Consider the following 14,002-nt stretch of genomic DNA (forward strand, 5'->3'; position numbering starts at 1 on the left):
GCAAAGCGAGCAACACGAGTTTAAAGAGCATTATGGCATTATTGCAAATTGCTGAGCCGGGGCAGAGCGCGGCACCACATGAACATAAATTAGCAATTGGTATTGATTTAGGTACCACGAATTCATTAGTTGCAACCGTACAAAGCGGCGAAGCTCGTACTATTACTGATGAGTCAGGCGAAGCAATGTTACCGTCTGTAGTGCGTTACCAAGCTGGTGGCATAACCGTAGGTGCAGACGCAATGCAAGCAGCTACTCTCGATCCGGTTAATACACTCATTTCAGTTAAGCGCTTTTTAGGTAAAACCCAAGCCGAAATAGAGCAAAGCTATGGCCAACTGCCTTATCAATTTTGCGATGATAACGGTGCACTTGCGATAGCAACTGAAGCCGGAAAAATCAGCCCAGTAAAAACATCAAGCCATATTTTAGGTGCCCTAAAAGCACGTGCAGAACAAAGCTTTGGTAATCAAGATATTTTAGGCGCAGTTATTACCGTACCAGCCTATTTTGATGATGCACAACGCCAAAGCACTAAAGATGCTGCTGAACTTGCCGGCATTAATGTACTGCGTTTATTAAACGAGCCAACTGCTGCTGCCGTTGCTTATGGTTTAGACTCAGGTCAAGAAGGCATCATTGCCGTTTATGACTTAGGTGGCGGAACATTTGATATTTCTATACTGCGCTTAAATAAAGGCGTGTTTGAAGTATTGGCCACTGGTGGCGATTCTAGTCTAGGTGGTGATGACTTTGACTCATTATTAGTTGACTACTTAAAACAAGAAACCGGCGTGACGGGGTTATCTCCTTCGGTATTACGTTTATTTATAAATAAAGCCAAAGCATGTAAAGAAGCACTCAGCCAATACGAAAAAGTAAATGTTGGCCTTGAGTTTGACGATGAAAAATACATGGTTGAAGTAACACGAGAGAAGTTTAACGAGCTGGCTATGCCACTGGTTAAAAAAACGCTCCGCTCATGTCGTCGTGCAGTAAAAGATGCCGGTATTGAAAACCAAGAAGTATTACAAGTCGTGATGGTTGGCGGTTCAACCCGCATGCCGTTGGTACGTACTCAAGTTGGCGAGTTTTTTGATAAACAACCACTCACTTCAATTGACCCTGATCGTGTTGTTGCTCTGGGGGCAGCATTACAAGCAGACGTATTAATTGGTAACAAGCCAGATTCAGACATGTTATTGCTGGATGTGTTACCGTTGTCGCTAGGACTTGAGACCATGGGTGGCTTGGTTGAAAAAATCATTCCACGCAATACCACTATCCCAGTTGCACGTGCGCAAGAATTTACTACGTTTAAAGATGGTCAAACGGCTATGTCGTTGCATGTATTACAAGGTGAGCGTGAACTGGTTGACGATTGTCGATCGCTGGCAAAGTTCAGCTTAAAAGGCATTCCACCTATGGCGGCGGGAGCGGCGCATATTCGCGTTACCTTTAAAGTAGACGCTGATGGTTTACTAAGCGTATCAGCCATGGAAAAATCAACTGGCGTTCAAGCAGAAATACAAGTGAAACCGTCGTTTGGTTTATCTGATGAGCAGGTTGCTAATATGCTTAAAGAGTCGATGAGTAACGCTAAAGGCGACATGCAAGCGCGTATGCTTAAAGAGCAACAAGTTGAAGCGCTTCGTGTAATAGAAGCAATGGAAGCCTCTATAGCTGCTGATGGCGATTTACTTGAGCCTGAGCAACTAGCGGCGCTAAAAGTGGAAATAAACGAACTTGCAAAAGTACGCGAGAGTGCACAAGAGCCAAGCGAAATTAAAGCAGCCATTGAAAAAATGGACAATGCGAGTAGTGATTTTGCCGCGCGTAGAATGGATGCATCAATTAAAAAAGCCTTAACAGGCCAGTCAGTAGACAATATATAAGAGAGATTAGAATGCCACAAATTGTTTTTCTTCCCCATCCGGAGTTGTGTCCTGACGGTGCTGCAATAGAAGCGCCCGCTGGCGAAACGGTACTTGATATCGCGCTTAAAAATGGCATTAGCATTCCTCATGCCTGTGAAAAGTCATGTGCATGCACAACCTGTCACTTAGTGATCCGTGAAGGTTTTGACTCATTAGATGAAAGTGACGACCTAGAAGATGACATGCTAGATAAAGCCTGGGGTTTAGAGCCTGAGTCACGTTTAGGTTGCCAAGCAATCATTAGAGATGAAGACTTAGTGGTTGAAATACCAAAGTACAATCTCAATATCGTTAATGAAGAACACTAGTTTTTAATTAACGACTATTATATTAAAAGCCGCTGTTTAATACAGCGGCTTTTTTTGTTTGTATAAGTAGCAGCGGGTTTACCTCGCGTCTTTTTAAAGGTTACGAGCAACGGGCTGCGGGTAAATTAAAATAGCCTGTAGGCGGGGCTTTATGCCGCGCACATGTAGCAGCGGGTTTATCCCGCGTCTCGAAGCCCGAAGCCCGAAACCCATTCCGGAGGTATATTTTGAGTGATCTTATTTTTTCAGACTCGTTTATAAACGGTGAATTTTATAAAACCGCTACGCGATTTAGCGTCGATGATCCTGCGACCGGAAAAAGCATAATAGATGTAAGCGATATTGACGAGCAAGGCGTAAATACGGCTATTAATGCGGCAAAAGGCGCGTTTGTAAAATTAAAAGCCACGAATGCAACCGAGCGAAGTGAAACTCTGATGCGCTGGTATGAGTTGGTGATTAAACATAAGCAAACGCTAGCTACACTTATGACCAAAGAGCAGGGGAAACCGCTTAAAGAATCTCTCGGTGAAATAGATTATGGTGCCGGCTTTATTAAGTGGTTTGCTGAGCAAGCTAAGCGTAGCTATGGGGATGTGATCCCTGCAACCGACAGTCAGCATCGCCTAAGCAGTTATAAACAACCTATTGGCGTGGTTGCCGGTATAACACCATGGAACTTTCCTGTGGCTATGGTAACTCGAAAAGTTGCCCCTGCTTATGCTGCTGGCTGTAGTTTCATTTTAAAACCTTCTGAGCACACACCACTATGTGCTATTGCTTTAGCGTATTTAGCTGATCAGGCTGGCTTTGTAAAAGGTGCATTTAATGTGTTGGTATCACAAAACGCTAAAGACGTTGGTAAAATGTTGACTGACTCAGAGGTGGTACGTAAGTTCACCTTTACTGGCTCTACAGGTGTGGGTAAGCAGTTACTATCGCAATGTGCTCAGACAATTAAGAAAACATCAATGGAATTAGGTGGCAATGCGCCGTTCATTATTTTTGATAATGCCGATATTGATGACGCCATTGATGGCTTAATGGCGGCTAAATTTAGAAATAGTGGTCAAGCGTGTGTGGCAGCAAACCGTATCTTCATCCAGCGCAGTATATTAAATGAAGTATTTGAAAAAATTACACCCAAAGTCGCTGCGCTTAACGTTGCAAACGGTTTTGATGAAAATGCCGATATAGGCCCGCTTATTTATCCCAAAGCAAAAGAAAAAGTGCAACAACTGATTAAAGACGCTCTTGATAAGGGCGCTACGCTAATTGGAGATAACAGCAATTTAGGTGGCAGCTTTCAAAACCCATTAATAGTTACTAATGTCACTACACAAATGGATATTTATCACGAAGAAGTATTTGGCCCTGTGTTAACGGTGATCCCATTTGATGAAGAAAGCGAAGTCCTTGCGCTAGCTAATGATGTCCCTTATGGATTGGCTGCATACTTTTATAGCCAAAACATTAAACAAATCTATCGTATAAGCGAAGGGCTAGAGTTTGGCATGGTAGGTGTAAATGAGGGGGTTATATCAAATCCTGTAGCACCGTTCGGTGGGGTAAAACAATCAGGCCTCGGAAGAGAGGGTGGTCACCAAGGTTTAGATGAATACCTAGAAGAAAAGTACGTATGTACCAAGATTTAACTACCGAAACTGTTCCGATAAGTTAACAGTTAAGTGTTTTAAGTTGCTTGATTTGGATGTAAATGCTACCTTTTCAAAAAGATTCAAGTAAACAAAACGTAAAGAATTTCTATAAGTAGAAATAACCCCGTGTGTAAATGCCACCATTTTGGTGGCATTTTTTTGCCCTGTTTAAGGAGAGGTTTTTTGCATTTCTCTATTCTTAGGGTCTAAATTATTCTTAGTTAGATGCTATTGTGATTATATCCTTTTTAAAAGCGCAATTATATGCAGTATCAATTCTTCTTCCACTATGCGGCTTTTTTGTAACCCCATGTTTTTTTTAATTGTTTATTTTTATGTGTGAGTAAGTAGAATGAAGTTTCAGTAGTTTCAAAACTATTGAAATATAGTAATAATGTACAATTGTGTTCTACACATTATTAAATTAACATCCCGCAAATTCACCCATTAAAAAATAATACAGCACCCACTATGAGTAGAAGAAATCAAGCAACGGTAGACCAGGAAGTTTCGTTCGGCATTGACGAAGAGTTAGTTTCTACAACAGATTTACGAGGCGTTATCACCTATGCAAATGATAACTTTTGTAAAGTTTCAGGGTACAGCATTAATGAATTGACAGGGAAAAACCATAACATGGTTCGCCATCCTGATATGCCGCCTGCGGCATTTGGGGATATGTGGGCTAATTTAAAAAGCGATACTGCTTGGCGAGGAGCGGTAAAAAATAGATGTAAAGATGGGCGTTATTATTGGGTAGATGCCTTTGTAACTCCTATTTATGAAAACGGTAAAAAAGTAGGTTATCAATCAGTTCGTCAACAACTTCTTCCAGAATATAAAAACCGCGCAGAAAAGCTATACCAACGTTTAAATAATGGTCAATCAATTACGCCTTTAAGTGAAAAATTAGCTGCATTTAAGCTTCCTCTATTTATTGGAGGGGCAGCTTTAATTGCTTGGTTAACAAGCTATATGTTCTGGTTATGTTTGCTGTTTGTTCCTCTGCCTTTTGTTATTTTTTACGAAGAATTAATTCGCTCGCAAAGCGCAATCAAAAAAACCAAAGCAGGTCCAGATAGCGTATCTCGGCATATTTATTCTGGTAGCGATAGCCTCAGCTACAGTGATTTTCAGATTAAATTACTTGAGGGTAAAGTTACGACGATTGTTGGCCGTATAATTGATGGTACTTTAAGCCTTAGTAAAGGTGCTGATTCTCTTAAAACTTGTGCTGAAGTTGCACAGGCCGGTGTTGAAAAAGAAGCATCAGAATTACATCAAGTGTCGTCAGCGGTTGAAGAAATGGTACATTCAATTGATGAGGTTGCTAAAAATACCTTAGTAACCAACCAGCGTGTTCAGCAAGCTCACCAAGACTGCGAAAGCGCAACGCAAGCAATGTCAGGCACTATGCGTGAAGTATCGTTACTTGCAACTGAAGTTGATAACTCGGCAAGTTCAGCGAGCGGGCTAGCAACAGAGGCTGAAAAAATTGGTGGTATAATGCAAGAGATACAAGGGATTGCCGATCAAACAAATTTACTTGCACTTAATGCGGCTATAGAAGCTGCGCGTGCTGGCGAGCATGGCAGAGGGTTCTCGGTTGTTGCTGATGAAGTGCGAGCACTCTCAAGTAGAACGCATACTGCTACAGAGCAAATTCAAGTCTCTATATCTGAAATGCAATCTACGTTACTCAATTGGTCAAAAACAATGGAAGCTGGCAAGAATGCGGCAGAGACCTGCGTTAAAGAAACGCGAAATAGCCAAGATATCGTCTCAAAAGTATATGCTGCAATTACTGATATTTCTGATTTAGCAACGCAAATATCAACGGCAGCAGAAGAGCAAAGCATGGTATCACAAGAAATCAGCCGTAATATTTCAAATATTAGTACCGCTTCGTCAGAAAACTTAGCCCAAGCGCATAATGTAGGTGCTGAGTCTAATGCGATTGAAAAGCACTCTAAAGCATTAGCATCACTAGGTCTTTCTTTCAAGTAGGTTAATAAGTTGGCAAGGACAGCAAATACCCAAGTATATGAGGTGCTGAGAATATAATATATTCTCAGCGCGCTTAGAGCGTCAAATACGGGAAATAGGCAGTATAACGTGGAGTAAGCCCATTGTTATGGGCTAAATATTAAACATAAACGCAATCCCAATAAGAGTAATCCGCAACCTTGCCTGCTAACTTTGCTCTTAAAGGATTGGCAATAATATAACGAGCGCTAGCTATGAGATCCTCTTCATTACGAATTAAATGATCGTAATATCTCTTTTGCCACAATTTATAAATTTCAAATTTATAAAAACTAGCGGCAGTTCTACCTTTAAAAAGACGAACTATATTTGAAAGTGTGTTGTTAGAAAGTATTTGAAATTGCCAATGTAAGTGATCTGGCATAATAACAAATGCGATCGATTTTATTCGTTGTTCTCGTTCTATTTCTCGCATATGTTTTATTAAACAACGATTCATATTAAGTTTAGTAAAAAGCTTATTGCGATTATGCGATACCATAGTGACAATATAGTAATGATTAGTTAATGAAACCCTTCCTTTCCTGAGTCGATAAGCCTTCTTCATAGCGAGTCCTTGCACATAAAGAATAAAGTGTAGCAGCGATTTTATATCGCGTTTTTTAATGCATCATGACCAAGGTAATATTCTTATCGTGTCTATCAATGCACCGTGACGCGGGGTAAACCCGCTGCTACGAGAGTAGTTTTTTAATTTATGTAGCAGCGATTTCATATCGCGTCTTTTAAGGTTAAAGAGCAGGTTTTAGGTATTAGGCTATAGTTAGAGACCAAAACAAGCACGGTGTTTGGTTTAAACGTAGGTGAGGTTTTATGCGCGCACTTATATGTTTTGAGATAATGGCTGAAGCGTAAATACGGGAAATAGGCTGTGTAACATGGAATGAACCAGCGGCTACTGATAAGAGTGTATTGTTTTTATTTTAAATTTGGTTTTATGAAGGCTAGGTATAGTTAAGAAGCTAACTTTGGACATTACTGAGGGAGTTTAGAAAATAGTGGGGCGATTGACGGGGCTCGAACCCGCGACAACCGGAATCACAATCCGGGGCTCTACCAACTGAGCTACAACCGCCACTACATACACCTTGTTTGGTGTGGCGCGCATAATACATAATATCCCTATGCTTGTGAAGCAAAAAATCAAAAAAATTTAAACTTATTATAAGTATTCTATATTTAAGCTTATTGGTAACGGGTAACCGACCTAACATCTAAACCCTAAACCCTGCGCGAGGTAAACTCACGCCTACGGGTATAAAAAAACTTACTATATTAACCGTAAGTTTTTTAAATTCCTCGAACCTCGAACCTCGAACCTCGAACCTCGAACCTCGAACCTCCACACTCGTGGCTTGAATCCCTAACCCCTTAGTAAAACGCTGTTGCAAACACCCATTAAAGATTTACAATACAACAAACAATATCGCCAAACTGCTTAATAACGCTATCAGGAGTTAATATGGATTCAATACTCAATTGGCTGAATGAAAATTCAGGCTTAATCTTACAATATGGTATTCAAGCAGTTATAGCGCTTGTTATATTTTTACTGGGTGGTCGAATTGCCAAATTTTGTGCAAATTTAACCGCTAAAGCATTCGACAAGAAAAAAGTAGATAAAGCGGTTTCATCGTTTGTCTCTAGTATTGTGTATGCCATTGTATTTGCAGCCACTATTTTAATGGCGCTGTCACAAATTGGCATTGAAACCACTTCGTTTATTGCGATTTTAGGTGCTGCAGGTTTAGCAGTTGGCTTAGCACTGCAAGGGTCATTATCTAACTTTGCGTCAGGCGTGTTAATTATTTTACTACGCCCATTTAAATCAGGTGACTACGTTGAAGCCGGTGGTAAAGCTGGTACGATTAAAAAAATCGAAATATTTTCAACTGAAATGCGCACTCCTGACAACAAAGTTATTGTAATGCCCAATTCAAAAATAATGTCAGATGCAATTATTAACTACTCGCGCGAATCAACACGCCGCGTTGACCTTGTGATTGGTGTTGGCTACGACGCCGATTTACGAAAAGCAAAAGAAGTACTTAAATCAGTACTAGATAACGAATCACGCATTTTAAAAGATCCTGCATACAACGTATCGGTTTCTGAGCTTGCCGATTCAAGCGTTAACTTTATCGTACGCCCGTGGGTTAACTCAGAAGACTACTGGCCAACATACTGGTCGTTAATGGAAAATATTAAAATAGCGTTAGACGACGCTGATATTACCATTCCATTTCCACAAATGGATGTGCATTTGCACAAGCAAGACTAATTTTAAAAAGTTATTAAGGTAATGCTCACGTTAGGTTTGCTAACGTGCGCGCTGCTTTAAAGAGCATGAATATTTTTACAGGGTTATTTTTTAATGAAACTTAAGCTTTTATCAATTTTAGTAGCAGCCACAGCTACAACGAGTGCATTTGCATCAGAAGAACAAAAAACCTGGGAAGTTACCAGCGAAGTGGGTGCTATTATTACCAGTGGTAATACAGAAACAACCACTTTAAAAGGTGGTATTAAAGTATTGCATAACTTAGAAAGTTGGAATAACGAGTATAAGCTAGACGGCATCTATAAAGAAGATGAAGTAGAAAACGACGCTGGCATAAAAGAAAAACAGCGTACTAACGAAAAGTACTCTATTTCAGCGCAGGGTAATTACAAACTAAACGAAAAGCACGCTCATTTATTTATTTATGGGTCGCACGTATCTGATTACTTTGGCGCATATCGAAGTGAATCAGTTATTTCAGCGGGTTATGGTTTACGTTTATTAAACGAGACAAACATGAAGCTAAACGCTGAAATTGGTCCGGGTTATAAGTATTTTAAATACCCAGATATTAGCGAAGAGGTTGATGAAAACGGCAACTCATTAGCGGGTGAATACGAAGGTGAAGTGATTGCCTTAGGTAAAGTAGACTTTAGCTGGAAAATTTCAGATAACGCGCGTTTTACTCAGTTAGTATCGGTAGAATACGGTGATACTAATACCAAAACCCGCTCTGAAACCGCACTGCTGACTAAAATTAACGGCTCACTGCAAATGAAAGTGGCTTACAATATAACCAATAACTCTGATGTGGCTGATGATAAAGAAGCAACAGATACAGAGACTTCATTAACACTTGTTTACAGTTTTTAAGCATGCAAAAAGCATAATAATGGGTAAGCGTGCTTACCCATTTTTTTATCTATAAAATGGTGTAGTATGCGGCGAATATTTATATTTTTATCTTTTTTTACTAAAGGGAAGCTTTGTGAAGTTAACTAATTTTTTTCGGCGGTACTGTTTTTCAGTATGTTAGCCTTTACATCGGCTTTAGGGGCTGAAGAAAGTGTTCAGCCCACTGAACAACAGTTAGAGCAATTTAAAAAACTGCCAGAATCTCAACAGCAAGCTTTAGCAAAAAAATATGGTATAGACTTAAGTGCTCTAAAAAATTCCAAAGATAAAGATTCTGATGATGACCTTTTGACACCTTCAGTACTTCCTCGAAATAGTAAAAATAAAATAGATGATGAGGAGTTTCAAACTGAAGAAGAGAAATTCAAACCGAAATCAGATGAACCGAAGCCATTTGGTTATGAGCTTTTTTCCGGTGAGCCAACTACGTTTACTCCCTCTGAAAATGCTTTAGTACCTGACAGCTATATTGTGGGCCCTGGCGATACCTTCACCATAAATTTGTATGGTAAAGAGTCATCTAGTGAAGAAGTTGAAGTTGATAGAGAGGGACGTTTAGCAATTGATAAATTGCAGCCAGTGTCTGTTTCAGGTATGCAATACAGTGAAGTGGTTAAGCTTATAAAGGTTAAGGTTGAAAAAGAAATGATTGGGGTTGAGCCATTCGTTTCTATGGGAAAAACTAGAAGTATTAGGGTAATGGTTTTAGGTGAAGCTTACCTTGCAGGTGCTTACACTGTGCCTGCGCTTTCATCTATTTCTCATGCATTATTTGTGAGTGGCGGTATTTCTGAAATTGGTTCTCTACGTAATATTCAGCTAAAACGAGCTGGTAAAACAATTCAAACTCTCGATTTATATGATCTGCTAATTCGTGGTGATAGTTCAGATGATGTAATTTTAAAGCCTGGTGACGTAGTTTTTATTCCGACTGTAGGTAAACAGGTTACTGTTGATGGTGAGGTTCGTAGACCAGCTGTTTTTGAGTTACAAGATAACGAATCAGTTCATGATTTAATAGAGATGGCCGGTGGCTTTAATGGAGCAGCTTATCCACAAAGAACAGTTGTAGAGCGTTATACTGGTAATAGTTTTAAAACAATTCTGCAAATAGACTTAACAAATCCAGATTCTAAATATATTGCTAAAAACGGTGACAAAATAAAGGTACCTTCATCAAGTGAAGAGTTAAACGATGCAGTAACTTTACTCGGCGCTGTAACATACCCAGGTAATTATTCGTGGAGCGAAGGAGATAGAGTTAGCAAGTTATTTACCTCTATTAAAAGTGATTTACTTCCGATAGCAGATTATGAGTACGCTCTTATAATTAGGGAAGTAAATATCAAAGGTGATATAGAGGTACATCAATTTTCACCACTTGAAGCTATTGCTCACGATCCTGAACAAAATATAGAGCTAAAAGCACGCGATAAAGTGGTTGTTTTTAGTCGTTTTCAATCAAAAGAAGATGAAGAAATAGCATTAGACTCATTAGCTTTAACCCAAGAGCAAATTAAATTAAGAGAAAAAATGGCTTTATGGGATGATTTTGAGCAAAAACAATTTTATGAATTTATAGATTTAGGTGACACCTTAGATAAGGAACTTGCTGAGCAAGTTGAAAAACAACTTGCTGAAGAAGATAAAAATAGAGTTACAGCAATTACGGAAATTTTAAATAAGAAAGTTGAATTAGAAGATGACGAGTATTCATATTTCAGCAGAGAAAGACTCCTTAAGCCTATACTTGCTAAATTAAATCAGCAGGCAGGTTACAAAAGCAAAGTTCAAATTTACGCAATTCGCGGTGAGGTTTATCACGAAGGGATTTATCCTCGTCCGGTTAATGCCAATATAAATAAGGCTATTGCATCTGCAGGGGGACTAAAAGAGTCAGCATTTCTTGAAAGCGCAGAGATAACGCGTTTTTCACCAAAAAATGCAGCAATGTTAGAACACGTTAACATTAATTTAGAAGAAGCAGTCGACAACCCTACAAAAGAAAAGTTTCTGGTTCATAGCAAAGATTCAATCAATGTTTACCCAATACCTAATTGGCAGAAAGGACTAAAAGTAAGCCTATATGGTGAAGTTAAATTCCCTGGTGATTACGATATTCGTAAAGGTGAAAGCTTACGAGAAGTAATAAAAAGGGCAGGAGGGTTTACAGATTATTCTTACCCTGAAGGAGCTGTATTTACTCGCGAAAATCTACGTTTTCAACAGCAACAGCAGCTAAACAAGCTGTCAGAAGACTTACGAAGAGATATTACTTCCAAAAGCTTTAATAGCTCAATCACCGACTCATCACTGAGTTATGAAGACATGAATAGCTTGATTAATGATTTGGCTAAAGTGAAAGCTGTGGGTCGTTTAGTTATAAATTTACCAGCTATTGTGGAGGGGAAATTAGATATCCCCCTAGAAGATAGCGATACGCTTTATATTCCAAGCAAACAAAACAGTATTAATGTTGTTGGTGAGGTTAACTTCTCTAGTTCACACTTATTTGATTCAGCTTTATCGGTTGATGATTATATCGGTAGAAGTGGCGGCTTTAAGCAGCGTGCAGATGAAGATCGTGTTTATATTATTAAAGCAAGTGGTTTAGTTAAAATACCAAGCAATAACTCTTGGTTTGGTGTTGACCGCTCTGAAATATTAGAGCCTGGTGATACAGTCGTTGTACCACTAGATACAGAGCATGTTGATAACTTAACCTTGTGGAGCACAGCAACACAAATACTTTATCAAATGGGTGTAGCTCTTGCCGCGGTTAGTTCACTGTAAATTATAAAGGTGTATGAAATGAAAAAACACGATGGTTTTACTATGATGGAATTACTTATAGTTATCGTAATTTTAGGTCTGTTGGCATCACTAGTTGCACCTAAGTTTTTTAATAAACTGGGTACAGCAGAAAGAGGTATTGCGGGCACACAAATGTCTGCTTTTGAGACGGCCATAGATACGTATCGTTTAGATTTAGGTAAGTACCCATCTAAATTAGATGACTTACGCAGAGGGGATGAACCTAGGTGGGATGGCCCTTATTTACCAAAAGATGTACCTCTCGATCCATGGGGTAACCCTTACGTATATGAGTTAACAAATAATAAAGAAAAGCCTTACAATTTACTTTCTTATGGCGCTGATGGTAAAGAAGGTGGTGAAGATAATAACGCGGATATAATACACTAGAATGAAATTAGAGCAGTTATTAGTTGAGCAGTTTGATATAACTGATGCCGATTTAACTCGTGCATTAAATTATCAAAAGAAATACGGTGGAAGGCTAGAACAGATTTTAGTTAATATGGGTAGTCTTCCTGATGATCAAGTACAGCCGCTCATTGCTAAATATCTAATGCTGCCTGTATTTAATATTCTTGAATGGCAAGAAGTTGACTTGCCATTGCTTGATGCCGCAGAAATACATTTTCTGATTAACAATAATTGGCTGTTGTTGAAAAAAACGCTTCTAAATGGGTTTTTGCTGCCGTTGACCCACTTAATATTAGCGTTAACAACTGGCTTGTAAAACAAGGTATATCCGCTGATATTCTCATTGCAAATGAATCAGAGATTCAAGCGCTTGCTTCGAAACTAGCAGATTCGAGCAACCAAAGTTTAGAGGAGAATGTTTCAGGTGATGAAGAAGAGCGTCTTAGAGAATTAGCGTCAGAAGCGCCAACAGTAAACTTGCTTAACTCTTTGATAGGAAAAGCACTTCGCCAAGGCGCTTCCGATATGCACTTGGAGCCTTTTCAGGGGCGCTACCGTGTTCGTTATCGTATTGATGGTGTTTTACATGAGGTAGAGCGTATAGCACCAAAAATGCAGCTTCCAATAGTAACTCGTTTGAAAATTCTATCAGGGATGGATATTGCCGAAAAAAGGCGTCCACAAGATGGTAAAATAGAGCTAAAAATATCTAATCAAGAAATAGATATCCGTGTTTCATCTTTACCACTTAACGATGGCGAATCTGTTGTTATGCGTTTTTTACGTAAAGATAATGTCCGCTACGATATGTCAGTACTAGGGCTTTCAAGTGATATAGAAGCGTGTATAAAAGAGGATATAAAAACAACCTCGGGTGTTGTACTTTTAACAGGCCCAACAGGCTCTGGAAAAACAACAACTCTCTATACGTTTTTAAATGCACTCAATAACGATGATGTAAAAATAATTACCTTAGAAGATCCTGTTGAATACCAATTACCAGGTATCAACCAAGTGCAAGTTAATAGCGATATAGGCTTTGACTTTTCTGCGGGTCTGCGTTCTATAGTTCGTCAAGATCCTGATATCATAATGCTCGGTGAAATACGCGATAAAGAAACCGCACAAATAGCACTCCAATCTGCGTTAACAGGTCATTTAGTGTTTAGTACAGTGCATACAAATGATGCCGCAAGTGCATACACACGACTACTCGATTTGGGAGTGGAAGAGTTTTTACTTAACGCTGCGCTTGTTTCGATTGTAGCTCAGCGCTTAGCACGAAAAATATGTGAGCATTGCTCACAGCCCGATCCTGAAGCTGAAAAATACATAACTAAATATGATTTAAATGACTTTATTGAGCGCTTTAACATCCCCTCAATTGATATACGAAAAGGTATCGGTTGTGAACACTGCTCAAACACAGGATATAAAGGTCGTATGGCTGTTACTGAGTACTTAGCGTGCGATGATACTATTAAAGCCTTACCAAAAGATGCAAACTTTATCAATAAAGCTAAAACGCACAACCAATCTTTAAAACGAAGAACCTTAATCGAAGATGGTTTATATAAAGCTATTCTTGGTCAAACTACAATAGCTGAAGTACTTAGAGTGGCAGGCTAA

Annotated in this window: 11 protein-coding genes and 1 tRNA gene; 10 read left to right on the forward strand and 2 right to left on the reverse strand. The window is 39.2% G+C overall.

Going from position 1 to position 14,002, the window contains the following annotated elements; genetic code table 11:
* Nucleotides 1–32 precede the first annotated feature (32 nt).
* The 4 genes from hscA (at nucleotide 33) to AB8618_RS01515 (ending at nucleotide 5,910) form a co-directional block, all read left to right on the forward strand.
* Nucleotides 33–1,895, forward strand: coding sequence for a Fe-S protein assembly chaperone HscA (gene hscA, locus AB8618_RS01500; protein ID WP_413401205.1), 1,863 nt, complete (start codon nucleotides 33–35; stop codon nucleotides 1,893–1,895).
* A gap of 11 nt (nucleotides 1,896–1,906) precedes the next feature.
* Nucleotides 1,907–2,245 (forward strand): ISC system 2Fe-2S type ferredoxin, encoded by a 339-nt coding sequence (gene fdx / locus AB8618_RS01505; RefSeq protein WP_008113929.1) that lies wholly within the window; start codon nucleotides 1,907–1,909, stop codon nucleotides 2,243–2,245.
* A gap of 227 nt (nucleotides 2,246–2,472) precedes the next feature.
* The gene (locus tag AB8618_RS01510; protein ID WP_418157326.1) at nucleotides 2,473–3,900 is read left to right on the forward strand and encodes an NAD-dependent succinate-semialdehyde dehydrogenase; all 1,428 of its coding nucleotides are present in this window, start codon (nucleotides 2,473–2,475) and stop codon (nucleotides 3,898–3,900) included.
* A 474-nt stretch (nucleotides 3,901–4,374) separates the two neighbouring features.
* Nucleotides 4,375–5,910, forward strand: coding sequence for a methyl-accepting chemotaxis protein (locus tag AB8618_RS01515; RefSeq protein WP_409424565.1), 1,536 nt, complete (start codon nucleotides 4,375–4,377; stop codon nucleotides 5,908–5,910).
* Nucleotides 5,911–6,049: 139 nt separating this feature from the next.
* On the opposite strand, the gene AB8618_RS01520 is transcribed toward AB8618_RS01515, so the two are convergent.
* Nucleotides 6,050–6,496 carry an REP-associated tyrosine transposase gene (locus tag AB8618_RS01520; protein ID WP_409424566.1) on the reverse strand — a complete coding sequence of 149 codons (447 nt, stop codon included), beginning with the start codon at nucleotides 6,494–6,496 and terminating at the stop codon, nucleotides 6,050–6,052.
* Between the two features lie 452 nt (nucleotides 6,497–6,948).
* A tRNA-His gene (locus AB8618_RS01525) sits at nucleotides 6,949–7,024 on the reverse strand.
* A gap of 387 nt (nucleotides 7,025–7,411) precedes the next feature.
* Here AB8618_RS01525 and AB8618_RS01530 point away from each other — a divergent pair.
* The 6 genes from AB8618_RS01530 (at nucleotide 7,412) to AB8618_RS01555 (ending at nucleotide 14,002) form a co-directional block, all read left to right on the forward strand.
* Nucleotides 7,412–8,230 (forward strand): mechanosensitive ion channel family protein, encoded by an 819-nt coding sequence (locus AB8618_RS01530; RefSeq protein WP_413401207.1) that lies wholly within the window; start codon nucleotides 7,412–7,414, stop codon nucleotides 8,228–8,230.
* Between the two features lie 93 nt (nucleotides 8,231–8,323).
* Nucleotides 8,324–9,103 carry a YdiY family protein gene (locus tag AB8618_RS01535; protein ID WP_413401208.1) on the forward strand — a complete coding sequence of 260 codons (780 nt, stop codon included), beginning with the start codon at nucleotides 8,324–8,326 and terminating at the stop codon, nucleotides 9,101–9,103.
* A 156-nt stretch (nucleotides 9,104–9,259) separates the two neighbouring features.
* The gene (locus tag AB8618_RS01540) at nucleotides 9,260–11,938 is read left to right on the forward strand and encodes an SLBB domain-containing protein (RefSeq protein WP_409424569.1); all 2,679 of its coding nucleotides are present in this window, start codon (nucleotides 9,260–9,262) and stop codon (nucleotides 11,936–11,938) included.
* An 18-nt stretch (nucleotides 11,939–11,956) separates the two neighbouring features.
* On the forward strand, nucleotides 11,957–12,349 hold the full coding sequence (gene gspG, locus AB8618_RS01545; RefSeq protein WP_409424570.1) for a type II secretion system major pseudopilin GspG: 393 nt from the start codon (nucleotides 11,957–11,959) through the stop codon (nucleotides 12,347–12,349).
* Nucleotide 12,350: 1 nt separating this feature from the next.
* Nucleotides 12,351–12,689, forward strand: a complete 339-nt coding sequence (locus tag AB8618_RS01550; protein ID WP_409424571.1) for a hypothetical protein — start codon at nucleotides 12,351–12,353, stop codon at nucleotides 12,687–12,689.
* Nucleotides 12,605–14,002, forward strand: a complete 1,398-nt coding sequence (locus AB8618_RS01555) for a GspE/PulE family protein (RefSeq protein WP_409424572.1) — start codon at nucleotides 12,605–12,607, stop codon at nucleotides 14,000–14,002. Before AB8618_RS01550 ends, AB8618_RS01555 begins: the two co-directional genes overlap by 85 nt.

The sequence above is a fragment of the Pseudoalteromonas sp. RW-H-Ap-1 genome (assembly GCF_048318575.1).
Taxonomy (GTDB): Bacteria; Pseudomonadota; Gammaproteobacteria; order Enterobacterales; family Alteromonadaceae; genus Pseudoalteromonas.